This window comes from Microcoleus sp. D2_18a_D3, assembly GCF_036702455.1.
Classification (GTDB): domain Bacteria; phylum Cyanobacteriota; class Cyanobacteriia; order Cyanobacteriales; family Microcoleaceae; genus Microcoleus.
Genome location: NZ_JAUBTK010000061.1, coordinates 13272 through 38882, shown reverse-complemented (window position 1 = coordinate 38882; position 25611 = coordinate 13272). Strand labels below are relative to the sequence as shown.

The window sequence follows — 25611 nt, the reverse complement described above, 5'->3', positions numbered from 1 at the left end:
GCACCATTCTCTTCAACCCGCCGGGGGTTGAAACCCCCGTCTGACAGCGAAAGTCGGTTAAAACTGATATCTTGCACCATTGTCAAGAACGGGCTCTCCGGCCCGTTCCACAAAGAATGAGTCTTCTTGTGGAACAGGCCGAAAAGCCTGTTCCTAAACAAGTAATTGAGAATGGTGCAAGATGTGAGTTAAAACCGACTGAAAAGCTGATAGGAAAAGACTTTTAGTCTTCTAAGCGAGGACTTTCGCTCTCTCGACAGGAATTTCCACCCCTGGCGGTTAGTGGTGGGGGAATGCTGGTTTCGACTGGCTCAAGAAAAATTTCGGTTAAGAAAAAGGAATTACGAGAGAGTATTTCTCGCAATTTGCGGTTTGATTAGATTGAGAGTATGAGCTTTCGTTTTACCTAGTTAATAGCTGACACAATTCTCAAAAAAACGAATAAATTAATCGATATTTATTTACCAGTTTTTAACTCTAATTGCTTCTAATCCTTATGCTGTCGTCACATCGAGGTTAAGTCAATTGGCTGTGCAAATTATGCACAATTGCGCCTCAGTGAGCCATTCAGCTTCTGCCCAGATGTCTAGTGTTTTTGCGAAATAGTTTTAAGGTTCTGGACTGGAGGAATTAAACCCCCTAATCCTTTCCTCCCCGCAACTATTGCCCAGGAGTGTTCAGGTTTTATTTGATAATCTTAATCAACGCTCAAGGCATCGAACCACTGTAAAATCCGATTCCATGCCCACCACCGATCGCTATCAGCAAATTGATGCTGACAACGTTTACTACTGATATGCCCAACATGACCGCCGTAGGCTGTCACCACTAATTCTAAGGCAGGATTGTTCGCGCTAATGGCTTGCAACTCAGGGACAAGCACCGGGTCAAACATCGGATCATCTGCTGCATAAAGGATGTAAGTGGGTTTTTTGAGGTGAGGCAAAATGTGTAGAGCGCTGCTAGCGTCATAGTATTCTTCCACAGAGGAGAAACCTAACGGGCCAATTACCAGTTCATTGTCAAAGCCCCAAATGCTGTTGGCGCGTTCAATAGCGGCTGGATCGATCGCCCCTGGATGTGATGCGGCTATCTGTTTTGCTAGTTTTTTTAACTGTCGCGCGATCGCTTTTTCTAAAAATTTCCCCCACTCATCTTTAACTAGATAAGACAGAGAACGGTTCGAGTCCAAGCTGGGGCAAATCACCGCCGCGCCTGCTAGTTCTGACTCTTCGATCCCTAAGTCAGGCCCCCAATCTGCGATCGTCTGAGCTGATTTTACAGCCCACAAGGCTAATTGTCCGCCCAGAGAATAACCCGTGAACCAAAAAGGCGCGGGACATCCCATTTCTTTAGCAGCAGCAGCAATCCGAACGAAATCTTCACCTTCGTATAGGCCATCTGAAGTAAGGGTGGGAGAGAGTTGGGCTGTTTTGCCGTGAGCTCGCCAGTCAAATAATACCACTGCACAGCCTTGGGCATAGGCTTTACGGCCTAGTAGCTTGAGATACCATTGATTATCCAGATCGCCAGTAATGCCGTAAGTGCCGACAATGGTATATCGGGGATTTTCGGGGATGGCCACCCAGCCGAAAATCGGGACTCCACAGGCACCAGTAAAGATGTGTTCTCGGTAAGGGGGCTCTGGGTAGGCGATCGTCTTTTCCCAACGGCGACTAGCCCTTAATGCCGTGTACAACGTCATTAATAGGCCGTTGTTCAGCAGCCAAGGTGGAGTATAGGCAATGGTCATAAGCGAATGTCGGAAATGTCTGTCTCGCGAGTGGGATTTTTTTACTTGACAGGTTGGCTATTCTAGCGAATAACCCTGAAAATCGCAATACTTTTTGAGTAAATGCACTCAAGGGCGAAGTCAAGCCAAAATATTAATGGCTATTCATTTGGAACCATTTATTGGCGAATAGAGAAGAATGCCAGCTAACGAGGTTTAGCATATTGTAGCGGATCGCCCAAACTACAAAAACCTGGTTGCTTTCAGGAACAGGGTTTCTGAGTCTTTCATCCCCGCGCAGATGTACAATAGGACGATCGCACTCCTCGACTCCAAGCGCGATCGATCCCTACACCATGCCCGAAATGGGCAACATCAGATAGAACGCAGTAAACAAATATAAAATGGAAGCAATACAACTGTCTTTGTTCTCAAACGAGGAAGAACCAATTCCTGCCAAAAAGCAGAAGAAAGCAAAATTAGGGCGTTACGAACGCATCCAACGCGAACTAGAAGCAAATGACTGCGACCCCTACAAGATATTCATTGATATTCAATCTCAGTCACTGCCAAAATCAGACTATACATTTGTCGATCTTTTTTGCGGTGCGGGCGGCATGACGCAAGGTTTATTGCAAGCAGGTTTTCGACCAGTAGCAAGCGTTGAAATTAATCCCATCGCCTCGGCAACTCATACAAAAAACTTTCCAGATTGCCATCACTTGTGCGACGATATAAAAAACTTAAATCCCCAAAAGTTGCTCGCTGAAATTGGTTTGCCCGAAGTTCATGTTGTGGTAGGCGGGCCGCCGTGTCAAGGCTTCTCAGTTGCAGGAAAACGCGACCCCAACGACCCTCGAAATCGCTTATTTAGAGAGTTTGTCCACGTTGTCTCTGAAATACGTCCTTGGTATGTTGTCATGGAAAACGTACCCGGAATATTGACTATACAAAAAGGAGCTGTTAAGCAAGCCATTTGCGAGGCTTTTGAGGAAATTGGCTATCCCAATATGTCCGTTGCTGTTCTGGAATCAGCCGCCTATGGAGTCGCGCAAATCCGCCCGCGAGCCATTTTTATTGCCAATAGATTTGGGATGCAAAATCCCTATCCGAAGCCGCAATTGTTGTCCGAACAATATAAAGCGATTGAGTCAGCAATTGATGATTTACCAGAGTATACTCCCATACCGGAAATTAACCACGAATGGACTCGTCATTCAGTTGAGTACATGGAAAGACTTGCTAAAGTTCCACCAGGCGGTTCTTTGTATGAAAGCTACGCCGATGCTTTCAAGCGACAGTATCCGGGAAAACCGAGCATGACTGTTAAAGAAAATCACGGTGGCACTCATATTCATCCTTATCTCAATCGCGTTATTTCAGCTCGCGAAATGGCTAGATTGCAAACTTTCCCGGATTCATTTATTTTTGAAGGTTCGATGAAAAAGGCAATGTGGCAAATTGGAAATGCCGTGCCACCGCGCTTGGCAGAGTGTATTGGCTTTGCACTTATTCCATATTTTGGCAAAATATTTTTTCTATGTCCAAAGTAGCCAAACATGGATGGAATGTTGAAAAGGTTTAAAATTTTGTTTAGGTTTAATTCTAAAATAACAAATTTGTTTGGATTGACCTTATGTAAATTTGCTAAGATTAAAGGGTGAATAACCTCTCTTGACTTTACCAATCAGTTATTATATAATAGTTAAAAATCTTGGAGGCAATAATGAGTCAGTTGCTGGTTTTCAAACCTAATATTACCCCTTGGGATATGAACCTCCACTTCGCTTATGATCTCGCTGATTTTTTTAATGCTCGCTATGCTTTTGCCTATGAAGATAGCTGTTTTTATTATGCTTTATCTGAAAGATATCCCTTTAACCATCTAGCTATAGAAGAACAAAAATCTAATTATACAACCCTAGAAGACTGGATTAAAAACAAGTTTAAAGCAACTGATATTCGCCCTTCATTGAATCAAGCTGGGAAATTTTATAAACGTATGTGGTATCCATCACATTATCTATCGTCTGAATCACTTATATCTAATCCAGAAAGCTATACCCAATCTCTTGTGGTAATTGAAATACTGATAAAAAAAATGAATGAATTATTTTTGACCATAGAACCCACACAGAAAAATGTTCATGTGTTTGGACTTAAAATACGCGAATTATTACTACTTGCTTGTATGGAAGTCGAAGCCTCTTGCAAAGGAGTATTAAAAGAGCACGAATACATTAAAAACAGTAAACAATCCTGGAATACCCAGGATTATGTAAAACTCTTGGAACCTATGTGCTTAGCTAATTATACCTTAGCTCTTAGATCGTATCCAAATTTTCCTCGTTTTCAACCTTTTAGTTGCTGGCGTCAAAATCGACCTACCAAATCACTTTATTGGTATAATGCCTACAACAACACCAAACATGACCGAGAAGCATCTTTACATGAAGCAACATTACTTAATGCGATTCACTCTGTTGGTGCTGTAGTTGTGATGTTCTGCGCTCAATTTGGAATACCTCAAGAACAAAAAACCCTGTTTGATATCGCTACCTCTACATTTTCTATCTATGTGAAACCTTGCCCCGAAAGGTCTTATATTCCTTTCAGGACTAATAGAGATACAGCGAACCCCGAGTTTAGTGATAGTAAATACTGTTTCTAAGGGGACAAAGATACAAATCTTGAGGATTCTGCTATGACCACTGATACTTAAAAGGTTGGGAAGGTATAGATCCGATTTGGGGTCTATACCTTCCCTTCCGGCTTAATTCCCTACATCTCCATCAATATTTTTTAATTCTGATAACTTATTTTCCCAGCCTGTTTGATAGGCTAGATCCAATGCCTCAGCAGAATTAATTGATAAAGCATCTTTGTAGTCAGGAGAAGATTTATGCGTTAATGAATCCTTTTCATAAGCATTTTTGTAGTAATCTTCATTTCCGTCGGGATCAGTCTGGTTACAAGAGTAATAATGCTCCATACAATCCACCCATCCCTTTGCATGAGCAATGGCTTCATCTGCTGTTGAGTAGTCTGGGGTGTTATATTTCTCAGAGTTAGTTACAACTGTAGGATAATTTCCATCAGGCTTTACGAAGCCTGCTATTATTCGGGGTGTATAGGAAACCACGCAGTATACTTCTGACCTAATATTTTTAACTTCAAGGCGAGTCTTTCCATATAGATTATTGCGATAATTACTCATAACGAATGACCTTAGTAGATTTTTCAACTTTACCCTTTTATTATAGCAAATTTTGTACAAGGTCGAGCTTGACAAATATTCCAATTTAGAATATAGAGTCCAGGCAGTCTTGTCCGGTGGTTGGGGAGTCGGAAACTCGATCGCCCGATCGCCCCAAATTCCCCATCGCGACTCAAGACGGAGGCCTCGCAGAGGTACAATAGGACGATCGCATTCCCCAACTCCCACCGTGATAGAGCGCTACACTTTGCCCGAAATGGGCAACATCTGGACTGAAACCGCCAAACTGAAAACCTGGCTGCAAGTAGAAATCGCTGTCTGCGAAGCTCAAGCCGAACTCGGCTACATCCCCGCCGTGGCATAATATCCCTTGGCGGACAAGGTTGCTCATTGCCTCATCAAGGATTTTCTGCGACCAATACGGTAAATACAGACCAGCCTCGGCGGTGGAAAGCAGAGTATCGCGCAGATACATAGGAAACAGGACACAAGCATCGAGGACAACACTAAGCTTAGACATATTAATGTTGGAATTATTTCTATGCCTCGTACAAACCAGCTTCTTCGGTCATCTCGATTAGCCGATCCAAGTGTTTGCGACGTTTGTTGTCTCGATGTTCTTTATATACAGTTAAATCCTCCAAACGAATACGTCTATGCTTTCCTACTTTGATACAAGGAATTTCTCCTTGGTCTAGTAACTTGACCAGAAATGGTCGGGATACATTCAGAATATCAGCAGCTTCTTGTGTTGTCAGTTCGTGATTGTGAGGTACTAGAGAGATAGCTTGACCTGATGCCATTGCACGCACGACCTGACGCAAAATGCTGTAGACTGATTCAGGAATTACTATCTCTTCTCCGTTACTTCCGACTAATTTTGGTTGTGCAAATTCGTGGCTGAGAATCATATCTAATTTGGCTATTTCTTCTTGTTTTTGTTCGGGAATCAAAACTGACTCAAGCGATGCTTTTTGGTTCAACATAATTAATATCTTTTTTGATGTGATTGTTTTTGAAGCACAGAGTCAATATGGTGGTATAAGTTGGTATAATCAGCGGTTTAAACCGCTGATTATACCAGACCCCGTTTTATTGGTCAGCAGACAGAAGCTGCGATCGCGGAAAACCTGTGCAGCCATTACTGGAAGGGTATGTAAGTATTTAGCCGGCATATACTTGGTTGTTTCCTTGACGATAACACTTACCGTGCCATAAACGCAATATCCGAAACAAACGAAATATTCAAATTACCCAAAGGGATAGTTTGATCGCCCCAAATTCCCCATCCCGACTCAAGACCGATACCACACAGATGTACAATAGGACGATCGCACTCCCCAACGACCACCGCGATAGGGCGCTACACTCTGCCCGAAATGGGTAACATCAGATAAAAAGCAGTAAAAAACTAGAAAAAGGTTTATTGCAAGCTGGTTTTCGGCCAGTAGCAAGTGTTGAAATCAATGGTGCTTTTGTTTCAAGATGAGCATCGATCGCCAAAGAATAACGGATAATGAGACTATCGCCAACATTGAGGGGAACAAGATGACTTCTCAAACGATCGAACTTTTGGAAGATTTGCTAGGTAAGTTACAGCACTTACTCCCGGAAAATCAGCAGCTTTTGTTAACTTTTGCAGAGTTTTTGCTGGAACGACAGATGCGATCGAGCCCCGAAAACACTTCAGTTGAAGCTGCACCTCCTCCTCCTCCGCAACAACGAGTTTTGGGTCTGCATCAAGGGATGGGCTGGATGAGTGAGGATTTTAACGAGCCACTTCCTGATGCGTTTTGGTTGGGTGAAGCATGAATATTTTGCTGGATACCCACGTCTTGATTTGGCTAGCGATCTCTCCCCAAAACTTATCGCAACCAGCGACGAATATTATCACCGATCCAACTCATACTTTATTTACGAGCTTGGTTAGTATTTGGGAAATGCAAATTAAGCTTCAGCTTGGGAAGTTAACACTGAACGTGTCCTTAACTGAATTGATAGAACGCCAGCAGCAAGTCAATGGATTGCAAATTTTGCCGATCGAGCTAGCTCATATTTTTGCATTAGACACATTGCCAAATGCTCATCGCGATCCATTCGATAGACTCTTAATTGCTCAAGCCGTTGTGACTCAAATGCCTATCTTAAGTATTGATGCTGTATTCGACAGCTACCCAGTACAAAGATTGTGGTAGAGCGATCGGTTGAATAGGCTTTAACTTATAATCGGCGATCGGTAAAGAATATCGCACTCAGAATCAGAAACCGGGTTTTTACCGCATCTGCCGGCTGCAACCTCTGTATTTTCGTAAAAAACCCGGTTTCTGGGCCCATGTGTAAGTCCTATGACTCTTGTATCCCCTCGCAGAGGTACAATAGGACGATCGCATTCCCCAACTCCCACCGTGATAGAGCGCTACACTTTGCCCGAAATGGGCAACATCTGGACTGAAACCGCCAAACTGAAAAGCTGGCTGCAAGTAGAAATCGCTGTCTGCGAAGCTCAAGCCGAACTCGGCTACATCCCCGCCGCCGCAGTCGAAGAAATCAAAGCTAAGGCTAATTTTGACCCGAAACGAGTCCTCGAAATTGAAGCCGAAGTCCGCCACGACATGATCGCTTTCTTGACAAATGTCAACGAATATGTAGGCGATGCCGGCCGCTACATTCACCTCGGCTTAACCAGTTCCGATGTGCTCGATACCGCTTTGGCGCTGCAATTAGTCGCCAGCGTCAATATCTTGTTAGAACGTGTCGAAGAATTGAGTCAAGCTATTCGCTATCAGGCTCAACAACATCGCAATACCGTCATGGTTGGCCGATCGCACGGAATTCACGCCGAACCCATCACCTTTGGCTTTAAACTAGCAGGATGGCTGGCAGAAGTGTTTCGCAACCGCGCCCGATTGGTGAATTTGCGATCGTCCATTGCAGTCGGCAAAATCTCCGGCGCAGTCGGAACCTATGCTAATATCGATCCGCGAATTGAAGCGATCGCCTGTCAAAACCTCGGACTCGAACCCGATACCGCATCCACTCAAGTCATTTCGCGCGATCGACACGCCGAATACGTCCAAACCTTAGCACTTTTAGCAGCATCGATCGAGCGTTTTGCAGTCGAAATCCGCAACCTGCAACGCACCGACGTTCTCGAAGTCGAAGAATTCTTTTCCAAAGGGCAAAAAGGCTCATCCGCCATGCCCCACAAACGCAACCCGATTCGATCGGAAAGACTCACAGGGATGGCGAGAATCGTCCGCGCCAACGCCGTCGCAGCGTTAGAAAACGTGGCGCTTTGGCACGAAAGAGACATCTCTCACAGTTCCGTAGAACGGATGATTTTGCCCGACAGTTCTACAGTAACTCACTTCATGTTAGTAGAAACCACAGACTTAGTAAAACACCTGCTAGTCTATCCCGAAAACATGAAGCAAAACATGAACCTTTACGGCGGAGTCATCTTCAGCCAGCGCGTGATGTTAGCTTTAGTAGAAAAAGGCACCAGTCGCGAAGACGCCTACAAAATTGTGCAATCTTGTGCTCACGAAGCTTGGAACAAACCGGGCGGCAATTTCTACAATTTAATTGCTAAGGACGATCGGGTAACAGCTAAGATGACCACCAAAGAAATTGATGATTGTTTCGATCCGCAGTATCAATTGAGGCACTTAGATTTAGTGTATCAGCGCTTGGGAATTTAAAAATCTCTTGAATTTCCTACTAAAGATACAAGATCGATCGTAATCCTTCATCTATTTCTTCCTGTAAATCCTGTGGGATTGTGCCAATGCACTCAATTAAAAACGTTTTGTCCACAGTAAAAAGCTGAGAAATATTAGCCACAGAATCCTTGGGTAAACCTGTGGCTTTACTCGGTAACGAGACATTACCTGGTGCTTCCGCTAACCGCAGATTAGAAGTAATGATGACGACGATTACAGTGCTAATCCGACTCTGAGTAAAAGTATCATCCTGAACAATTAAGACGGGACGACGATATCCAGGTTCTGAAGCAACTGGAGAGGGCAAGTTTGCCCACCAAATTTCTCCGCGATACATTACCAATCCTCATGGGGTAAGGACATAAATTGCATCTTTGCCAAGACAGGATCTAGTTCAGAGGACTCTTCAGAATAGACTTGATTTAGTTTGCTCAAAATTCGCTCCCGGTTGTGTCGCCGCAGATACGCCTGCAATGCTTTTGTATAAAGCTCACTGCGTGATAACCCTAACTGACTAGCCAAAGCCTCGGCTTCTTCAAAAACTAAATCTGGAAGTGAAATTGCAGTTTTCATAGCTCCCCTTGCTGTCACGGTGACATCATAATATTGGTTATAGCATAGAACAACGACCTCAATCTACTTTTTAACACTCACAATCCCAACAACTATGAAATTTAATCGTTTTGGAAAATACTTAATCGCATTTATGCTAGTGTTGCTATGTGCGATTCCCTACGGGATAGCTTCGCTTCACGGTCTGCACCATACAACATTTGTCCGCGCCCAGGAGCCGCCACAAGTGCAAATTACCCAACCAGAACCAAACCCAGTAGTACCTGAAAGCATTTTCATGAGTCAACTTCCCAGTGGAGCACGACTGGTTGACATCCGCAGCGTAAATCCCAACATTCGCCTGGATATCCGATACGCCACTACTAACAATTTCTTGAAACGAAAACTTTACCCTATATCGAAATGCGCTTTGAGAAGTTCTGTTGCTCAACAGTTAGGGCTAGTTCAAACAGATTTGGAAAAAATCGGATTGGGTTTGAAAGTTTACGATTGCTACAGGCCTTTCTCTGTGACTAAGCAAATGTGGCAAGCTTGGCCAGATCCGCGCTATGTTGCTAATCCTGCTAGGGGTTCGCGGCACAATCGCGGTGCTGCTATTGATTTGACTTTAGTCGATCGCACTGGCAAAGAATTAGAAATGCCTACACCTTACGATGATTTTACCGAAAAAGCTCACGGAGATTATCAAGGCGGCAGCGCAGAATCTCGGAAAAATCGTCAAGTGCTTAAGGATGCGATGAAAAAACACGGATTTATCGGTATCACAACTGAATGGTGGCACTTTGATTCAGAAGATTGGCAGAAGTTTGCGATTCTTGATATATCGCTTTCCGAGATTCCTTGATTATACTATTGATTAAAAGTTGCAAAGCCTCGTAGGGAGACGGCAGTGCCCTGTTCCTACAGATGTCAGTAAAATTATCGCAAGTTAACCGAAAATTCGTATTCGTATCCCCGGAAATTAGAGTCTAATTGTAAAGTGTAATTGCCTGTTACTGGCACTTTTCCAGTCCACTCGGTTTCATTGCCTTCATAAGGATTTCCTGCTAAAAGTTTGCCACCCGGAGCTATAATTTGGGGAAAAACATCTTTCCGAGTCCTAACAGTCATTGTTTGACCTTTTCGGGCGCGAATCCGGTAAGAGTGGGTGCCGCCGCCGATGATTCGACCTTTAACAATTGCCTCATCTCCTCCCGGTAGAAAATTAATCTGCTGGTTGACGTTAGAACAACTGCTTTCGGTGCGGTTTTTGGCAATCCAACCGGGCGGATCGGTAATTCGCAGCCAACCGTTTTGTTCTTCGGCGACTGAAACAAAGGTATTATTTTTAAGTTTTCCTACTATTTGGCTGCCCCTTACTTGGGGGATCGATCGCACATTTAGCGGTGGATTGGGATCGCTGACTACAGCCATACTGATTTTGCAACCCGAATTTGGCGGTGTGACAACTACTGGCTCAACTTTTGGCCCAGAGACTCCTGCAACTAGCGAGGATTGAACAGCCGGGGTTTTTGCAGGTTGGGGTGGGGATTTCGGAGATTCTGCAGCCTGGGTTTGTGCTTGCAGAGGTTTTGGTTGCCGAGATTCAGGGTGGTTCGTCGGCCCTGCAATCTGGTTTCTGGTGGATGCCGATGATTCAGCAAGGGGAAGATCGGATTGTTTCATCGCACCCGACTGTATAGTTGCAACAGCTACTCCCACCGCTGTTGCCACTCCTGCTAAGCTTACTGTGATGATTTGAGCCTTCGTAAATGACATAAAAAACCCTCTCTGTATCTATACTAATAATTTTTGTTTAGGAGTTGAGGCGATCGCCAGTTAATTTATAGTGGAAATACCTAGTGCGGGCCACAGGGTCAGGATTTTTATATAAAATTTTAGATCCATAATTGCCGCAATAATTTGAGTGAATATATACTGGACGCCTATACTGATGGTAATCTTGCTCTGGGTTATTTGCGCGCCAATTTGCGAAGGTAAGCGTTCAGCGCGAGGTAGATAAAATGTCAAAATTGATTCCTCTGAGATTAAAACCGCCTCGCGATCGATTGTTGGAGGAGGTGAAGCAGGAAGTCCAAGCAGGGCTCGCGCAGTCTTTGCACGCCGCTGTACTGGCTAACCTCAGTCAAGACTCGTCGCCTCTTGGTGTTAACCGCTGTTGGGATGTGGAAGTGAAAGCCGGCAACCGTCCGAGTTTTCGGCTTCCTCCCAAAGCCAGCATTGCTAAAGTTTTCGATCGCACCGGTGGCAAATTGGTAATTTTGGGAGCGACCGGTGCAGGCAAAACTACGACGCTGCTAGAATTAGCTCGCGTATTAGTTTACCGCGCCCAAAAAGATGCTAGTTTTCCAGTACCAGTGCTGTTTGAACTCGGATCGTGGAAAGCAGAATCCGGGGCGATCACAGATTGGTTAATTGCTCAACTTCACTTCAAATACGGCATCTCTCCTGCTGTCGGCAAAAAATGGCTTGCCGAACAACAATTGCTGCCTCTCCTCGACGGCTTGGACGAAGTAGAAACCCACCGCCAAAATAGCTGCATTCAAGCAATCAATCAATTTGTTGAAAGCGAATTTAAACCCAAACATTTAGTAGCTTGCAGCAGTTTTGAAGCTTACAAAAACTGCGATACTAGATTTCGCCTCCAAGCAGCGGTTTTATTGAAACCTTTAACAGAAACTCAAATTCAAAATTATCTGCTAGAAGCCCGAAGCCGCGAACTTTGGTACAGCATTGAGCGCGAGCCGGAGTTGTTGAAATTGGCAAAAGTTCCCTTGCTTTTGAGCATGATGGCTCTGGCTTACGACGATATTTTAATTGAAGCTTGGAAGCGCATAACTTCCGCAGAAGAACAGCGCAAATATCTGTTAACTGCCTATATCCGCCACCAAATCACCGGCGAAGTCAAGCAGTATCCCAGAGGTAAGGAACTGCGGCCGGAACAAATTCGCCACTGGCTGGGATGGTTGGCGAGAAGGATGGAACAGCAAGGAATTCAAGAATTTTACCTCGATCGCATACCCTCTAGCTGGCTGCAAACAGACGAGGAACAGCGCAAGTATCAGTTTGGAGTTAAGCTGTTTGGCGGGCTGATTTGGGTGATTTTGGGATTAATTGCCACCCTAGTCTCCGGGTCGATTTGGGGATTAATTGCGGGTGCTGTTGCTGCGGTAATTAGTGCTTTGTTGCCGGGAATTCCGGGGATTGAAAGTTTGATCTTGCGCCTCGTGCTGTGGTCGAAGGGTTACATTCCTTGGGATTACAGGCGTTTTCTCGATGCTGCGACCGATCGTCTGCTGCTGCAAAAAACTGGCGATCGGCGCTATCGATTTATTCACGATTTATTGCAAAAACATTTTTCGGAAATTAGTCATTAGCGGGACTTAAATAAATTTCAAACCCAAACAGAGCATCGAACTAGCTTTATAAGCAGAGGATACGTCCCAGTTTGGGTTTAGCCATAACACACAAACCGAAAAGATATTGCTGTGCGAAACGCTGAGAGCGCATCAGTAAAGGTCTTTAAAAGTTTATTTGCCCACCTGGGTCTTAATCCTCCAGTTAAGGTATGCCAGAGAAGGAAAGTGTAGGCATAAAACACCAAAATTAAATGCTTCCGACGACTGCGTTTATCTCTGACGTGATATTCTTTTAGTCCTAACCGTCACGAGAGCTTCTCTATAGCACGTCTAAATGAGTTGTGCTACTTAAGAGAATTAACTAAAACTAAAAATCATAGGGTTAGAGGTAAAGAAATGTAAATTAATGAAATCCAGGATATCAAAGGAAAACTCCAGGAGTTACAATAATTTGTTGATAACAATAGAGATGTGAGAAAAGGGAAGACAGGATAAGCCGTTAGATTAATCTTATTATGAGGAACTTATCAAGAAATCCCAAAAAAATTAGGAAGCTCCATAAATACGAGGCTTTTGCACAAATCATTTAAACGTGCTATATAACGACTGAGGTTCGCCAAGTTGACTTTGCCATACAACAGCAGAATTGTGGAAAATAAAATTACTATTTTTTGGGCTTGACTAATCCCTGGCATTTATTGTAAAATCGAGTCTCTACTTTTTATCAAGCTATCTGTTAAGCTCAGTTTTTTTTAGCTTAACATCTCTAAGGATTAATGACCCATTAAGTATAAAGTGATGAACTTATTTTTGTGGAAAAAATTACAAAAGTTACTACACTATTTCTTTATCTTGTTACTTTGCTATTTTTGCTTCCAACCTGCGGTTTTTGCGACTACGGCAAATTCAACACCTCAAGCATTAGTTTCGCAGGAAATTAGTTACTCTTTACCAGAAAATCATCATCCTGTCGCTGTGCAAGGAGAAGTAGCTCAAATAGATGCCCGAACTAATACCAAAAGATGGATTTTGCGACTTGATAATACTTCTAGAAAGACATTTATGTTGTTATTATCAGGAAGTGTTATAATTTTTTATATTGGTTTATTAGTTGCGCTTTTAAAACTCAATACTGAGGAGCTATCAACCAGGGGCAATTTTTTCTTAGGCATATTTAATACAATTATAAAATATCGGTTTTCAATTAGTTTAGGGTGGTTTGTGGTTGCTTGCTATTTTGTATTTTTAATGAGTCTAGGTGTACCATCTGTTCAGATGTGGGACGAGTCGCGGCTAGCAGTAAATGCCTTGGAAATGGCGCTAAATGGCAACTTAATTGTTACGCATTTTGACGGTTCTCCTGATATGTGGAATACTAAACCACCTCTACTAATTTGGATGATAGCCCTTTGCATGAAAATTGTTGGTTATAATGAATTAGCTCTGCGGTTGCCATCAGCATTGTCGGCTATGAGTACAGCTATTCTAATTTTTATATTTGCTACTAAATACTTAAAGGATATCAAAATAAGTTTGGTAAGTGGGTTGGTATTAATAACAAGTTCTGGTTTTATCGGTTATCACACAGGAAGAAGCGGAGATTATGAGGCCCTACTCGTGCTTTGGATTACTATTTCTTCACTATCATACTTTATTTATTTGCACTCAAATGAACAAAAAAAACAGAATTTTTATTGGTCAATAGCAACGGTGGCAATAATTTTAGCAGTTTTGACAAAAGGCATAGCCGGTATCCTCCCCTTACCGGGTATTCTACTCTATACTGCTTATCAAAAGAAAATGGGGAAATTGCTATTTTCCTCTCGATTCTATATTTCACTTATTCTTTTTAGCGGAGTGGTATTAAGCTACTATTTTTTAAGAGAGCATTATAACCCCGGATATATTAGTGCTGTGTTCAAGCATGAAGTTGGTGGCAGATATTTAGAAGTCCATGAAAATCACAGTGCTCCATTTTGGTATTATATCCACAACCTGATAAAATACAGATTTATTCCTTGGATTTATGTGTTTCCCGTTGGTTTGTTAATAAGTATATTCAGCGTTAAAAAAAATCTGAAAAATATCGGAATTTTTGGGTTTTTCTACTTAATCGGCTATTTGTTAATAATTTCTTTTGCAAAAACTAAGCTTGACTGGTATGATAACCCTCTTTATCCTATAGCTGCCCTAGTTATTGGTGTAGGGATATCTGAAATTTTCAATGGGCTGAACAATTATTTTTCTATTAACGCTTTGAAGCGTCAGTTAATCTTTGCTTTAACTGTAATATCTATTTTCTCTATTCCTTATTTTAATACTACCTATAACTTAGTTTACAAGCAAGAAATACTAAGTTTTGACCAATACAATCCTCGAATAATGTATAGAGATTACTTTCAAGAGGTTTTCAAGGATATGCCACAACTAAACAATTTTACAGCAGTAAGCAATAACTATAATGCTCACTTAGTTTTTTACTCAAAGTTAGCGAATATTACCACAAAAAAATATTCAATATTATACCTAGTTGAGTATGGTCGCCAAAATAAGAATCATAAGTTTAGTCCGCCGGAAGTTATTGTAACTTGCGAGGCTAAAGTCACACAAAAACTGGCCCAACGCTACAAATTAAAATTATTACACAGTAATGATTTTTGCTCTACATTTGTCATTGAAAAATGAATAAATTAAGCTAGGAACCCACAATCGCTTTTAATTTTTAATTTCAGTGAGAATACCAGAATGAGATTCTGGCAAATGTGGCGTTAACGGTACTTAAACAAAATTCAAGCCCACACAGAGCATCCAACTAGCTTTATAAGCAGAGAATACGTCCCCATTTTGGTTCAACCATTTCACAAACCGAAAAGATTTTGCTGTGCGAAACGCTGAGAGCGCATCAGTAAAGGTGTTTAAAGCTTTATTTGCCCACCTGGGTCTTAATCCTCCAGTTAAAGTATGCCAGAGAAGGAAAGTGTAAACACAAAACACCAAAATTAAATGTCTCCGACGGCTGCGTTTATCTCTGACTTGATATTCTTTTAGTCCTAACCTAAAAACTGTAATGCTTTTCGCCTTGCTATCTACTACCCAAACCCGCAATACCTTAGCATCTAAATAATCTCTCGCTTTGGCAGCTAACTGACCGAAAGTTTGTTCAGGTGAAATAATTTCTATGACTAATTCTGGGGCTACAGGACAGACTTCATCTTGATTCCATTCAGGAGATAAGCGTTGATAAGAAACATATAAAAGATCTGGTACTGGCACCCAGTCTCGCCGCTGGCGGGTTAATTTTACCGCCCATTCTACACCAATTTCTCCCCGTTCCTCACCCCACTGTTCGAGGAGTTTTATTAGGCTTCGGGTGAGGCGAGAATGAAATTTTTAGGTGACAGCTTCGGTACTGCTTGCTCGTCAATAAGTTCGTAGGTAATATCGCTTTCTCCTTCGGGAAGAGCGAAAAACTCTTCCAGAGTTAGTTGAGTTTTTGTCTGAAGCATAATATTCCTCTGCTGTGGGTAGGCAAGTTAGTATTATTTTAACTTAAATATTTATTGACATAATACAAATGTTATGATAAAGATTGGCAAAAGGTCAGGTTTTAACTGCCAAATTTGCGATCGACTCCTAGATCGACACCCCCAAAAGGTTAATATTCTAGTCTGACCCTCCTGCAATCATTGCTTAACCTCCTATGGCAGAAACCTTATTGTTCAACGCCCTCCGCGAGGCGTTAGACGAAGAAATGGCCCGCGACTCCGCCGTATTCGTACTCGGCGAAGACGTAGGTCAATACGGCGGTTCCTACAAAGTCACCAAAGACCTCTACAACAAATACGGCGAACTTAGAGTGCTCGACACCCCGATCGCCGAAAATAGCTTTACAGGCCTGGCAGTAGGCGCAGCCATGACGGGACTGCGGCCGGTCATCGAAGGCATGAACATGGGCTTTTTGCTGCTGGCCTTCAACCAAATTTCCAACAACGCGGGAATGCTGCGCTACACATCCGGCGGCAACTTCAAAATGCCGATGGTAATTCGCGGGCCCGGCGGCGTGGGCCGACAACTCGGCGCGGAACACTCCCAGCGCTTAGAAGCATATTTCCAAGCAGTACCCGGTTTGAAAATAGTCGCCTGTTCGACTCCCTACAACGCCAAAGGACTTTTAAAATCAGCCATCCGCGACGATAACCCCGTTCTGTTTTTCGAGCACGTCCTTCTTTACAACCTCAAAGAAAATTTGCCAGAAACAGAATATTTAGTGCCGCTGGACAAAGCAGAAATTGTGCGATCGGGCAAAGATGTCACAATCGTGACATATTCGAGGATGCGGCACCACGTCTTGCAAGCCGTGCCCGCCCTGGTAAAAGAAGGTTACGATCCAGAAGTAATCGACCTAATTTCTCTCAAACCCCTGGACATGGAGACGATCGGCGCATCGATTCGCAAAACTCACAAAGTAATTATTGTAGAGGAGTGCATGAAAACAGGAGGCATTGGTGCCGAACTAATTGCTTCGATTAGCGATCGATTTTTTGACGAGCTCGACGCACCGGTTTTGCGGCTGTCTTCACAAGATATTCCCACACCTTACAACGGCAATTTGGAAAGACTGACCATTGTCCAGCCCACTCAAATTGTCGAGGCAGTCCAAAAAATGGTAGCTTTGCGAGTATAAATAGTGATTAGTCAGTAGTCATTGGTTGACTGTTGACTGTTGACTGATGACTGTTGACTGATGACTGATGACTGATGACTAAAATCTGCCAACGGACAACTGCCAACGGACAACTGCCAACTGACCAATGACTAATAATTAAATATGCAAAAACAACGTTCCCTATTAGCCCTAATTTTTGTTTTAATCATCGCTGCCATTACTGTAATAGTAACAATTCCGACGCGGCTGGGATTAGACTTACAAGGAGGGTCGCAACTCACAATTCAAGTAAAAACTACCCCCACAATTCCAAAAATTGACCAGGGAATGTTAGAAGCTGTGCGGCGGATTGTCGAAAACCGCGTCAACGGTTTGGGTGTTTCCGAAGCCTTAGTCCAAACTGTAGGAGAAGACCAAATTCTCGTGCAGTTGCCCGGAGTAAATGACCCGCAGCAAGCAGAACGAGTCTTGGGCGGCACGGCAAAACTAGAATTTCTGGAACAACTGCCCGGAACAGAAGCACAATTAGGCATTGAGAGGCAGTTGCAGCAGGAATTGCTGGTCAAACAAGAAGAATTGAAACGTAGCAACAATGAGGCGGCTATTAAAGAAAATCAGGCTGCTTTGAAAAGAAGCAATGAGGCGATCGCCAAACTATTCAAAAGCAGCGGCCTCGGTGGCGAAAACCTCAAAGACGCTCAACCTCAACCCTTGGCGGCTGGGAACAACTGGAACGTTGCTCTTGTTTTCGATACTAAAGGAGGCGAACTCTTTGCCCAACTCACTAAAAATTTAGCCGGCACGGGACGCAGTATCGGTATTTTCCTAGACGAAAGAATGATCAGTTCTCCAGTCGTCGGGGTTGAATTTGCCCAGACAGGAATTACTGGTGGAAGTGCCGTAATTCAAGGCAACTTTACAACGCAAGAAGCCAACGATTTAGCAGTGCAATTGCGGGGCGGCGCTTTGCCTGTGCCGGTCGAAATTGTAGAAAACCGCACGATCGGCGCTAGCTTGGGTAAAGACAGCATTCAAAGCAGTATTAACGCAGGTATCGGCGGCTTAGTTTTAGTCTTGATTTTCATGGTTGCCTACTATCGACTCCCCGGCGTAATTGCCAATATTGCGCTGTTAATTTATGCTCTATTAACTTGGGCAGCTTTCGTGCTTTTGGGAGTGACATTAACGCTGCCGGGAATTGCTGGTTTTGTGCTCAGCATCGGGATGGCTGTGGATGCTAACGTGCTGATTTTTGAGCGCACGCGGGAAGAGTTGCGGGCGGGGAAATCGCTTTATCGATCGGTCGAATCGGGTTTTTACCGCGCTTTTTCCAGCATTTTAGACGGCAACGTCACAACAGTTATTGCTTGTGCTGCTTTGTTCTGGTTGGGCGCTGGTTTAGTTAAAGGGTTTGCTGTAACTCTGGCATTGGGGGTGGGAGTGAGTATGTTTACTGCGCTCACTTGCAGCCGCACTCTGCTGTTCGTAGTATTGAGCTTTCCAGCATTGCGGAAACCTCAGTGGTTCTGTCCCGGTTTGTCGAAAACTGCTAATAGTTAATGGGTAATTGGTAATTGGTAATTGGTAGTTGGTAATCGCTAATAGTTGTCAACTACAAACCGCTAAAAATTAGTTGTAAATTAATTACCAATGCCCTGTTTGCCCAATTCCCTGTTTGCCCAATTCCCAATTCCCAATTCCCAATTCCCAATTCTCGCTAAATTATGAAATTCAGTGTAATCAAACAGCGATCGCTCTGGTGGAGTATTTCCGCCGCTATTATCCTCGCAGGTATAGTGTCGATGGCGATTTCTTGGACTCGTCCCGACATTCGCGCACCGCTGCGCCCCAGTTTAGATTTTATCGGCGGCACTCGCCTGCAATTTGAACTCGACTGCACGAAACCGGAAAATTGTAAACCCATCGATCTTGCTGTTGTCCGCGAAGTCCTGGACACCCAAGGTTTAGGTGGCAGCAGCATTCAAATTATCGGCAAGGAACAGCGCGGTTTGTCACTGCGAACAAAAACTTTGGATGTCGAACAGCGGACTAATTTGCAAACAGCTTTGAGCGAAAAGATAGGCGCTTTTGCTCCTCAATCTACTCAAATTGATACGGTTGGGCCTACCCTCGGTAAACAATTATTTACTTCGGGATTGTTGGCTTTATTCCTTTCCTTTGCGGGAATTACGGTTTATCTAACATTCCGGTTTCAGTGGGATTATGCCTTTTTTGCTTTCGTTGCTTTGTTCCACGACGTGTTGGTTACTCTTGGTATTTTCTCGTTTTTGGGTTTAGTTCAAGGAGTGGAAGTTGACAGCTTATTTGTGGTCGCTCTCTTGACAATTATCGGTTTTTCTGTGAACGATACAGTGGTTATTTACGATCGCGTGCGCGAAGTAATCAAGCTAAATCCCGGACAGTCGATAAATCAAATTGTCGATGATGCGGTCATGCAGACGCTGGGAAGGTCAATTAACACGACGATGACAACGCTGCTGACTTTGTTTTCAATCTTTTTGTTTGGCGGCGAAACCCTCAAATACTTTGCTTTAGCATTGATTGTCGGCTTTATTGCGGGTGCGTATTCGAGTATTTTCATTGCCAGTACGCTGCTAGCTTGGTGGCGCACTCGGACGGCCCACTCTATCCCTGTCCCTGCTGAAGGAATCAACCAGTCAGAGGAAGTTTAATCGACTGTTGACGGTTAACTGTTAACTGTTGACGGTTAACTGTTGACGGTTAACTGTTGACTGACTAATAATAAATCATCAATCACCAATCACCAATCACCAATGACTAATGACAAATAAAAAATAACAAATGACTACTGACGAAACTTTTCAAATAGAAGTCCAAAGGCTTCACAAACTAACAGTTTATGGCCGCTGGTTAACTGTGATCTTGCTGTGGATTAGCGTGGGTTCTTTGAGCATTTGGGGTTTGCGCCGCGAAATCGCTTTGTGTTTAGAACACTTCACTTGGGCGGCGGTGCGCTACGGTTTATCTTTTAATCGCTGGCCAACTCTCGGTTTGGGTTTGTGCTTGGGAATGACTTTAGCAGTAGTAACTTGGCAAAGTCGCAATATGGTGCGAGGATTGCCCCACCGGGAAAAACAGGGTTTGGAACAGCAAGTGCGCCGCATTCGCCAGCGGGGGCCGAGTCATCCTTTGTGGAAGTGGGTTTGCAAAGGTTCGCGGTAGCCGACGGGCTTTATTCTTTAGTCTCAAGCCAGAGGAACGAAAGTTTGACAAGAAGCGGTTTCAACGGCCGAGTCCCTAACTTTTATTGCTTCTTCCTTCTTCCTTCTTCCTTCTTCCTGACATCCGTTACATCCGTTACATCCGTTACAGAATCCGTTGCCGAACTTCCTTCTGTTGTATCACGCAAAGCGAGGCAAAATAGGTGCTACGGAAGACTGTTGAAGCGGAATTTCGATCGCAAATTCTGCTCCTTTTCCCGGTTCCGAAAAGCACTTCAATGCGCCGCCGTGTTGGTTGACAACAATTTCATAGCTAATCGACAGTCCCAAACCCGTTCCTTGGCCGACCGGCTTAGTAGTAAAGAAAGGGTCAAACAACCGCTTCCGAACCTCTTCTGTCATCCCCGGGCCGTTGTCAGAAATTTTAATTATTACCTTTTTTTTCTCAATTAACTCCGTGCGAATCCGAATCGTAGGAACCAGGCGAGCCGAGTTAGAAAGTGATGATTGAGTCGTTGTACAAGACTGCTTTTGGTTGCCTAAGTGGGACTTTTTAGAGGTTTTTTTATCGACATTTTCGTATTTATTAGACTCAACCAGAGCGTAAATTGCATTAAGTAAAATATTCATAAATACCTGATTGAGCTGTCCGGGATAGCACTGCACCAGCGGCAAGTCGCTGTATTCTTTGTGAATTTCTATCGCCTCCTGCCCCGGTTTCCCTTTAAGCTGGCTTTGCAAAAGCATAATCGTGCTGTTGATACCTTCGTGAATGTTGACCTGCTTCATTTGAGCTTCGTCTAACCTGCAAAAATTCCGCAGCGACAAAACGATGTCGCGCACTCTTTCTGCACCTTGCTGCATAGAATTGAAGACTTTCGGCAAGTCTTCTAGCAAATAATCGAGTTCGATTTTTTCTGCTTCCGCTTCAATTGCTGCGATGGGTTCGGGACAGTGCTGTCGGTAGATGTCGAGCATCCGCATTAAAGCTTGCGTGTACTCTTTAGCGTGGTGCAAATTGCTATAAATAAAGCCGATCGGATTGTTGATTTCGTGAGCTACTCCTGCTACTAACTGCCCCAAAGAAGACATTTTCTCTGTTTGAATTAGTTGAGTTTGAGTGCGCTGAAGTTCCAGCAGGGCAAGTTCGAGCTGTTGGGCTTGATGTCTCAATTGCGCTTGCGACTCTCGCATCGCCACGGTTGATAACTCGTGAATTTGCAACTGAGAAAGCAGCAGTTGGTGTACGTCTAAAAGTTTGTAAGTTTCCGGTTCTACTTGTACTACAATTGGTTCGTGGATTAGTTCGGGCGATCGCTCCAAAGACTGCCGCACTGCCGTCACAATTGAGGTTTCGCGATCGAGAACCAACATATCCGTTTTAGTAAAGCGGTAGAGTATAAACAAAGGCTGTTGAGAAAATAACTCCAAACTGTAGGGGCGGCTCATGTGTTCAAAATAACGCCGCCGCGAAATCATCCCTATAAACTTTCCTTGCTGAGTGATAATGATGCCGGGAAGTAAAGGGTTTGCTTGAAAAATTTTAGCAACTTCGTCCCCCTGACACTCAGATTCTAGGAAAAAGTCATACAGGGTTAATTCCTGTAGAGTCGATCGCAAACCAAGCGGCGATTTTAGGGGACTCAACCCGTCAGTTTCATACACTGCTCCCTCCTTTGGTAATTGGCAGTTGCGGTTGGCTGCTGGAGTCTTGCCTACTATTTAGACGGTTTTTTCAACTCTTTTTATAGCTTAGTCATCAACTTCCCTCTGCTCGCTGGAATCCAGTTAATTCAGCAGGATTTTTTTTGCCTTAAATCGTGCTGGTGTCCCCCGAAACGATATTGCAGGTGAGATTGATTTAACAGCAGACACCCTTTTGAAACCTGACTATGTAGTAAATTTTATATATCCAAGATTTTACTAATCCGAATATAACAGTCATAGCTATTTTTAATGTTTGATGACATTAACTTGGTTCAGATGGATAGACATCTGCGACCTGTGGCAGTACATTTGCTATTACCCCTTGCGTCAAATTATATTACAATAAGACAAGAATAGCGACAAATCAGCAGCCGATCGCCCGATTGTAAAATTCAGGCAAAACTGGTTTCCGGCAATTGCCCATAAATCTCAATTGTCAGTTTTTTCGCACAAATGCCGATCGCACTCAACCCGAATATTGTATTGTAGGTAGTCTTCCAGCCAGGGACAGCCGATGGCGAGCAATTTGTCAAGTTCGGCAGCTTATACTTTAGCCGCATCGACACTCCAAAGTTTCACCAACGAAATTTTTCCAGACAGATGCTAAAGTTGTGCGATCGCAACTAAAACTCACATTCCACACATCCGCTTGATGTGCCTTAAAAGTTTCCCGAAAAGTACCGTCGGGCCACCAACTTGAGATTCAAACTCTGTCGCTGGCAAATCCGACACGGAGAATCAAGAGGAAGCAGAAATAAATAATTCTATTGTACCCGAATTTTCCCCAACCTCCACTTTACTTTGAGGAAGTTGGTTTGGTTGCGATAATATTTCGATCATTATTACTTCTCCTCCCCCTTCATTTTAGGCAATTCTCATTAGAAACTCTAAGATGTTGATTTGAGGAACATCGGGGGGTGGGGTTTGGTTGGGCGATCGCACTGAGCTAAATTGAAATGACATTGGAGGAAAGTAAGCGACGGTTTCCATGTGCGGTTTCCCGAACGAGAGGTGGTAATTGTATACACGGCGGGGCGATCGTACTTTCAGTACAATGTCAGTATTTCAACCTGTACACCTGTTGAGTCTGAGCCTCAGAGAGTGTGAAAGTCGCTCTCATCCTTTCGTTGTCTGGATTGGAAGTTTTTCAAGGGTTAGGCGGTGCGAGGGTTAGAAGCGGACAGTTAACTAAACGGCACAAGGAGAGAGGGACAGATGGAAGAAGCCCAGAAGCGAGAGAGTGAGGGAATTTTCATCATCATACCTTCAGAAAATCACGACAGCAGCAGCAAGATCACCCAAAAGAATGATTGATTCAAAAAAAGTGGCGTGTTATATTTCAATATAATTCTATACAAAAATACTTTTACCTAAAAGGAGAACAAAAAATGGACACACCTACAGAACGCCTACAAGAACCAGTCGGGACAAGAGAACTCGAATCAATACCTGTATCTGACAAAGTTTCGGCCGACAAAATTAGTGAAGTTAATTTTGAAACGACTCCTTTAGAAACCCCTACTTATACTCAAGAAAAAGTTAGCGTCGAGGAGTTGAAGATTAACGGCGACGATTTGGTTGCTAAAGTTAAAGAACTGATTCACGAAGGAAATATCCGCCGCATCATTATCAAAAATGAAGAGGGACGGATTTTGGTAGAAGTTCCTCTGACGGTGGGAGTAGTGGGTGGAGTCATCGGTGCCGCCTTGTTTCCAGTCATTGCAGCAGTAGGAGCGATCGGTGCATTAGTCGCTCACCTTACCATCATCATTGAAAGAACCGAGTAAAAAAACTCCGTTGTCAGTAATGCTGATGTCCGGTTAATTTCCCGTAATAAAGCTTGTTTGTAGTGAGTACGACTATCGTCTGTTGATGGATGAGAAAAAACTTGTCTTTATTACTAAAAACTTAAGGGTGGTTATCTAACCGGACTTAAACAAACTTCAAGCACAAACTGGCTTTATAAATATAGAAATACTAAATGAGCCGTAAAAAAATTACGACTCGTTTAGGATTGCTATATATGCTTGGACAGCAAGCATTCTAAATAACTCATTTAGCCGGTATTCTTTGTTGAAGTCCGGCTAATTCTATTCCTTTGGGGAGTCGGGTAATCACTCTGGGGGTAGAGCCTGGTTAATATATTGGCAAGTTAGATTGGATACAAATGAAGGAAAAGCCAAAAGTTCTCTAAACTCCCTAAGCAGAAAGCTGTTAAGCATTTAAACTGGGTATGAGCAAAACGCCAAATGGTTACAGATGAATCTTGCCTGAATCTTGACAGTGAATCGAAGTAAGTGATTTAAATGCTGAACAGCTTAGCTCAAGTTTTCCAACCAGAGCATCTCCTACAGACAAAGATTTTTTGAATAGTTGTGGCGAAGATAATTATGAAACCTAACGAAGAAAATAGCTCTAGCCGTGAAATTCATCAAGAAGTTCACACAGATGCAAGTAACGGTCACGTCAGTACAACACGAACCACTACAAGTGTTCCGAGTACAACTGCGAAGGCTTCTAAAGAAGCCGCTCATCACCAAGGTTATGTACAGGGTGAAATGGCGGAAAACCACCGCCAACTTGGAGTCCAAGAAGTTCGCGATAATGAGAATGCTGGTCGCGGGTTACTGTTAGGAATTCTTCTTGCTTCTTTGGCAGGTTTAGTTCTGGGCAGTGTATATTACTTCAATCGGAGCGAGGAGGCTCCTACTCCTGCTTCTGCTCCTGTGATTGTTGTACCCAAAGCGAATCAGCCTTCAGCAACACCTGCTCCGACTCGGACTATAGAGAGAGAAAAAACGATCATTCAAAAGATTGTTCCGGTTCCAGTTAAACCATCTCCAGCTCAAAACGCTACGCCGAGTCCTCAACCAAGTCCAGCTCAACAGGCAACTCCGGCTCCTCAAGCAAATCCGTCTCCCAATATCAATATTACAATTCCAAATTCACAGCAGCAAGATGCACCCGCTCAGCAAGCAGCGCCGTCTCCATCTTCGCCGTCAAATGATACCAATACTACGGTTCCGAATTCGCAGAGGGAGCCAGCTTCGACTCCGCCAACTCCAGCACCTGAGAGTTCAGCTACTCCATCTCCAACTCAAGATGAGGGCGCTCCGGGAGCAGGTACGAGCGGCGAAACTAATACCGAAAGCCGGAGCGATTCTAATCCTACGGATACGGCTGTACCTGATAGCAACTCCGGCGCTGAGGGTGCGACTGGTTCACCGCAATAGAAGTTGGATGTCGAATTAGTCCGCCTGGGGTTCAAACCCCAGACTCCTAGCTAAAGTCCTTTAAAGCTGATATCTGGCACCAGTCTCAAGAACAGGCAAGATGCCTGTTCCACAAAGAGTAGATTTTATTGTGGAACAGGCATCTTGCGTCTCAAGAACAGGCAAGATGCCTGTTCCACAAAGAGTAGATTTTATTGTG

The 25611-nt window shown here is 43.6% G+C and carries 24 protein-coding genes and 2 pseudogenes; 15 read left to right on the top strand and 11 right to left on the bottom strand.

Annotated elements, in window-relative coordinates; genetic code table 11:
- Window positions 1–697 precede the first annotated feature (697 nt).
- Window positions 698–1753 carry an alpha/beta fold hydrolase gene (locus QUB06_RS24080; RefSeq protein WP_333437421.1) on the bottom strand — a complete coding sequence of 352 codons (1056 nt, stop codon included), beginning with the start codon at window positions 1751–1753 and terminating at the stop codon, window positions 698–700.
- A 383-nt stretch (window positions 1754–2136) separates the two neighbouring features.
- Between QUB06_RS24080 and QUB06_RS24075 the strand changes: the two genes are divergently transcribed.
- Together QUB06_RS24075 and QUB06_RS24070 are read left to right on the top strand one after the other, a co-directional pair.
- Window positions 2137–3285, top strand: a complete 1149-nt coding sequence (locus QUB06_RS24075) for a DNA cytosine methyltransferase (RefSeq protein WP_333437420.1) — start codon at window positions 2137–2139, stop codon at window positions 3283–3285.
- Between the two features lie 173 nt (window positions 3286–3458).
- Complete coding sequence (locus tag QUB06_RS24070; RefSeq protein ID WP_333437419.1) at window positions 3459–4403, top strand: hypothetical protein; 945 nt, start codon at window positions 3459–3461, stop codon at window positions 4401–4403.
- Between the two features lie 102 nt (window positions 4404–4505).
- On the opposite strand, the gene QUB06_RS24065 is transcribed toward QUB06_RS24070, so the two are convergent.
- Window positions 4506–4949, bottom strand: a complete 444-nt coding sequence (locus QUB06_RS24065) for a hypothetical protein (RefSeq protein WP_333437418.1) — start codon at window positions 4947–4949, stop codon at window positions 4506–4508.
- Window positions 4950–5178: 229 nt separating this feature from the next.
- On the opposite strand from QUB06_RS24065, the pseudogene QUB06_RS34775 reads away from it, so the two are divergent.
- Window positions 5179–5310: pseudogene (locus QUB06_RS34775) on the top strand (adenylosuccinate lyase); the annotation flags it as partial.
- A gap of 178 nt (window positions 5311–5488) precedes the next feature.
- Here QUB06_RS34775 and QUB06_RS24055 read toward each other — a convergent pair.
- The gene (locus tag QUB06_RS24055) at window positions 5489–5935 is read right to left on the bottom strand and encodes a helix-turn-helix domain-containing protein (protein ID WP_333437417.1); all 447 of its coding nucleotides are present in this window, start codon (window positions 5933–5935) and stop codon (window positions 5489–5491) included.
- Between the two features lie 562 nt (window positions 5936–6497).
- On the opposite strand from QUB06_RS24055, the gene QUB06_RS24050 reads away from it, so the two are divergent.
- The 3 genes from QUB06_RS24050 (at window position 6498) to purB (ending at window position 8650) form a co-directional block, all read left to right on the top strand.
- Complete coding sequence (locus tag QUB06_RS24050) at window positions 6498–6761, top strand: DUF2281 domain-containing protein (RefSeq protein WP_333437416.1); 264 nt, start codon at window positions 6498–6500, stop codon at window positions 6759–6761.
- Complete coding sequence (locus tag QUB06_RS24045; protein ID WP_333377397.1) at window positions 6758–7144, top strand: type II toxin-antitoxin system VapC family toxin; 387 nt, start codon at window positions 6758–6760, stop codon at window positions 7142–7144. Before QUB06_RS24050 ends, QUB06_RS24045 begins: the two co-directional genes overlap by 4 nt.
- A 210-nt stretch (window positions 7145–7354) precedes the next feature.
- Entirely contained in the window at window positions 7355–8650 is a 1296-nt protein-coding gene (gene purB / locus QUB06_RS24040) for an adenylosuccinate lyase (protein WP_333039418.1), read from the top strand.
- Between the two features lie 19 nt (window positions 8651–8669).
- Here the strand turns inward: purB and QUB06_RS24035 are convergent, their stop codons facing one another.
- Together QUB06_RS24035 and QUB06_RS24030 are read right to left on the bottom strand one after the other, a co-directional pair.
- On the bottom strand, window positions 8670–9008 hold the full coding sequence (locus QUB06_RS24035; RefSeq protein ID WP_333149306.1) for a type II toxin-antitoxin system PemK/MazF family toxin: 339 nt from the start codon (window positions 9006–9008) through the stop codon (window positions 8670–8672).
- Window positions 9008–9244 carry a hypothetical protein gene (locus tag QUB06_RS24030; protein WP_333236631.1) on the bottom strand — a complete coding sequence of 79 codons (237 nt, stop codon included), beginning with the start codon at window positions 9242–9244 and terminating at the stop codon, window positions 9008–9010. The genes QUB06_RS24035 and QUB06_RS24030 overlap by 1 nt, the downstream gene beginning before the upstream one ends.
- Before the next feature lie 94 nt (window positions 9245–9338).
- Between QUB06_RS24030 and QUB06_RS24025 the strand changes: the two genes are divergently transcribed.
- Window positions 9339–10088 (top strand): M15 family metallopeptidase, encoded by a 750-nt coding sequence (locus tag QUB06_RS24025; protein ID WP_333437415.1) that lies wholly within the window; start codon window positions 9339–9341, stop codon window positions 10086–10088.
- A 74-nt stretch (window positions 10089–10162) separates the two neighbouring features.
- On the opposite strand, the gene QUB06_RS24020 is transcribed toward QUB06_RS24025, so the two are convergent.
- Complete coding sequence (locus QUB06_RS24020) at window positions 10163–11002, bottom strand: SH3 domain-containing protein (RefSeq protein ID WP_333437414.1); 840 nt, start codon at window positions 11000–11002, stop codon at window positions 10163–10165.
- A 245-nt stretch (window positions 11003–11247) separates the two neighbouring features.
- Here QUB06_RS24020 and QUB06_RS24015 point away from each other — a divergent pair, with 245 nt between their 5' ends.
- Window positions 11248–12621, top strand: coding sequence for an NACHT domain-containing protein (locus QUB06_RS24015; RefSeq protein WP_333437413.1), 1374 nt, complete (start codon window positions 11248–11250; stop codon window positions 12619–12621).
- Between the two features lie 6 nt (window positions 12622–12627).
- Here the strand turns inward: QUB06_RS24015 and QUB06_RS24010 are convergent.
- A pseudogene (locus QUB06_RS24010) lies at window positions 12628–12905 on the bottom strand (hypothetical protein); the annotation flags it as partial.
- Window positions 12906–13401: 496 nt separating this feature from the next.
- On the opposite strand from QUB06_RS24010, the gene QUB06_RS24005 reads away from it, so the two are divergent.
- Window positions 13402–15288 carry a glycosyltransferase family 39 protein gene (locus tag QUB06_RS24005; protein ID WP_333437426.1) on the top strand — a complete coding sequence of 629 codons (1887 nt, stop codon included), beginning with the start codon at window positions 13402–13404 and terminating at the stop codon, window positions 15286–15288.
- A 93-nt stretch (window positions 15289–15381) separates the two neighbouring features.
- On the opposite strand, the gene QUB06_RS34770 is transcribed toward QUB06_RS24005, so the two are convergent.
- Both QUB06_RS34770 and QUB06_RS23990 read right to left on the bottom strand, forming a co-directional pair.
- Window positions 15382–15963: a Uma2 family endonuclease gene (locus QUB06_RS34770; protein ID WP_445251417.1), complete on the bottom strand. Its 582-nt coding sequence runs from the start codon at window positions 15961–15963 to the stop codon at window positions 15382–15384.
- The gene (locus tag QUB06_RS23990; RefSeq protein ID WP_333437412.1) at window positions 15963–16109 is read right to left on the bottom strand and encodes a hypothetical protein; all 147 of its coding nucleotides are present in this window, start codon (window positions 16107–16109) and stop codon (window positions 15963–15965) included. Before QUB06_RS23990 ends, QUB06_RS34770 begins: the two co-directional genes overlap by 1 nt.
- 194 nt (window positions 16110–16303) lie before the next feature.
- On the opposite strand from QUB06_RS23990, the gene QUB06_RS23985 reads away from it, so the two are divergent.
- The 4 genes from QUB06_RS23985 to QUB06_RS23970 all read left to right on the top strand — a co-directional run bounded on the left by QUB06_RS23985 (window position 16304) and on the right by QUB06_RS23970 (window position 20473).
- Window positions 16304–17287 (top strand): alpha-ketoacid dehydrogenase subunit beta, encoded by a 984-nt coding sequence (locus QUB06_RS23985; RefSeq protein ID WP_333437411.1) that lies wholly within the window; start codon window positions 16304–16306, stop codon window positions 17285–17287.
- 144 nt (window positions 17288–17431) lie between these two features.
- Window positions 17432–18829: a protein translocase subunit SecD gene (secD, locus tag QUB06_RS23980; protein WP_333437410.1), complete on the top strand. Its 1398-nt coding sequence runs from the start codon at window positions 17432–17434 to the stop codon at window positions 18827–18829.
- A gap of 164 nt (window positions 18830–18993) precedes the next feature.
- Window positions 18994–19962, top strand: coding sequence for a protein translocase subunit SecF (gene secF / locus QUB06_RS23975; protein WP_333437409.1), 969 nt, complete (start codon window positions 18994–18996; stop codon window positions 19960–19962).
- A 130-nt stretch (window positions 19963–20092) separates the two neighbouring features.
- Window positions 20093–20473, top strand: a complete 381-nt coding sequence (locus tag QUB06_RS23970; RefSeq protein ID WP_333437408.1) for a hypothetical protein — start codon at window positions 20093–20095, stop codon at window positions 20471–20473.
- 179 nt (window positions 20474–20652) lie between these two features.
- On the opposite strand, the gene QUB06_RS23965 is transcribed toward QUB06_RS23970, so the two are convergent.
- Together QUB06_RS23965 and QUB06_RS23960 are read right to left on the bottom strand one after the other, a co-directional pair.
- Window positions 20653–22137 carry an ATP-binding protein gene (locus QUB06_RS23965; protein WP_333437407.1) on the bottom strand — a complete coding sequence of 495 codons (1485 nt, stop codon included), beginning with the start codon at window positions 22135–22137 and terminating at the stop codon, window positions 20653–20655.
- Window positions 22138–22571: 434 nt separating this feature from the next.
- Entirely contained in the window at window positions 22572–22739 is a 168-nt protein-coding gene (locus QUB06_RS23960; RefSeq protein ID WP_333437406.1) for a hypothetical protein, read from the bottom strand.
- An 828-nt stretch (window positions 22740–23567) separates the two neighbouring features.
- On the opposite strand from QUB06_RS23960, the gene QUB06_RS23955 reads away from it, so the two are divergent.
- Together QUB06_RS23955 and QUB06_RS23950 are read left to right on the top strand one after the other, a co-directional pair.
- On the top strand, window positions 23568–23966 hold the full coding sequence (locus QUB06_RS23955) for a DUF4342 domain-containing protein (protein ID WP_333283819.1): 399 nt from the start codon (window positions 23568–23570) through the stop codon (window positions 23964–23966).
- 603 nt (window positions 23967–24569) lie between these two features.
- The gene (locus QUB06_RS23950) at window positions 24570–25412 is read left to right on the top strand and encodes a hypothetical protein (protein WP_333437405.1); all 843 of its coding nucleotides are present in this window, start codon (window positions 24570–24572) and stop codon (window positions 25410–25412) included.
- The last annotated feature ends 199 nt before the right edge of the window (window positions 25413–25611 follow it).

What these genes read in the sequence shown, in the direction of transcription:
- QUB06_RS24055 (WP_333437417.1), bottom strand. Translation starts at nt 5,935, where the DNA reads ATGTTGAACCAAAAAGCATCGCTTGAGTCAGTTTTGATTCCCGAACAA.
- QUB06_RS24020 (WP_333437414.1), bottom strand. Translation starts at nt 11,002, where the DNA reads ATGTCATTTACGAAGGCTCAAATCATCACAGTAAGCTTAGCAGGAGTG.
- QUB06_RS23970 (WP_333437408.1), top strand. Translation starts at nt 20,093, where the DNA reads ATGACTACTGACGAAACTTTTCAAATAGAAGTCCAAAGGCTTCACAAA.
- QUB06_RS24030 (WP_333236631.1), bottom strand. Translation starts at nt 9,244, where the DNA reads ATGAAAACTGCAATTTCACTTCCAGATTTAGTTTTTGAAGAAGCCGAG.
- QUB06_RS24035 (WP_333149306.1), bottom strand. Translation starts at nt 9,008, where the DNA reads ATGTATCGCGGAGAAATTTGGTGGGCAAACTTGCCCTCTCCAGTTGCT.
- secD (WP_333437410.1), top strand. Translation starts at nt 17,432, where the DNA reads ATGCAAAAACAACGTTCCCTATTAGCCCTAATTTTTGTTTTAATCATC.
- QUB06_RS24050 (WP_333437416.1), top strand. Translation starts at nt 6,498, where the DNA reads ATGACTTCTCAAACGATCGAACTTTTGGAAGATTTGCTAGGTAAGTTA.
- QUB06_RS23955 (WP_333283819.1), top strand. Translation starts at nt 23,568, where the DNA reads ATGGACACACCTACAGAACGCCTACAAGAACCAGTCGGGACAAGAGAA.
- QUB06_RS24005 (WP_333437426.1), top strand. Translation starts at nt 13,402, where the DNA reads ATGAACTTATTTTTGTGGAAAAAATTACAAAAGTTACTACACTATTTC.
- QUB06_RS24075 (WP_333437420.1), top strand. Translation starts at nt 2,137, where the DNA reads ATGGAAGCAATACAACTGTCTTTGTTCTCAAACGAGGAAGAACCAATT.
- QUB06_RS24065 (WP_333437418.1), bottom strand. Translation starts at nt 4,949, where the DNA reads ATGAGTAATTATCGCAATAATCTATATGGAAAGACTCGCCTTGAAGTT.
- secF (WP_333437409.1), top strand. Translation starts at nt 18,994, where the DNA reads ATGAAATTCAGTGTAATCAAACAGCGATCGCTCTGGTGGAGTATTTCC.
- QUB06_RS24070 (WP_333437419.1), top strand. Translation starts at nt 3,459, where the DNA reads ATGAGTCAGTTGCTGGTTTTCAAACCTAATATTACCCCTTGGGATATG.
- QUB06_RS23985 (WP_333437411.1), top strand. Translation starts at nt 16,304, where the DNA reads ATGGCAGAAACCTTATTGTTCAACGCCCTCCGCGAGGCGTTAGACGAA.
- QUB06_RS23950 (WP_333437405.1), top strand. Translation starts at nt 24,570, where the DNA reads ATGAAACCTAACGAAGAAAATAGCTCTAGCCGTGAAATTCATCAAGAA.
- QUB06_RS24015 (WP_333437413.1), top strand. Translation starts at nt 11,248, where the DNA reads ATGTCAAAATTGATTCCTCTGAGATTAAAACCGCCTCGCGATCGATTG.
- QUB06_RS23990 (WP_333437412.1), bottom strand. Translation starts at nt 16,109, where the DNA reads ATGCTTCAGACAAAAACTCAACTAACTCTGGAAGAGTTTTTCGCTCTT.
- QUB06_RS24025 (WP_333437415.1), top strand. Translation starts at nt 9,339, where the DNA reads ATGAAATTTAATCGTTTTGGAAAATACTTAATCGCATTTATGCTAGTG.
- QUB06_RS24045 (WP_333377397.1), top strand. Translation starts at nt 6,758, where the DNA reads ATGAATATTTTGCTGGATACCCACGTCTTGATTTGGCTAGCGATCTCT.
- QUB06_RS24080 (WP_333437421.1), bottom strand. Translation starts at nt 1,753, where the DNA reads ATGACCATTGCCTATACTCCACCTTGGCTGCTGAACAACGGCCTATTA.
- QUB06_RS23960 (WP_333437406.1), bottom strand. Translation starts at nt 22,739, where the DNA reads ATGCGGCTAAAGTATAAGCTGCCGAACTTGACAAATTGCTCGCCATCG.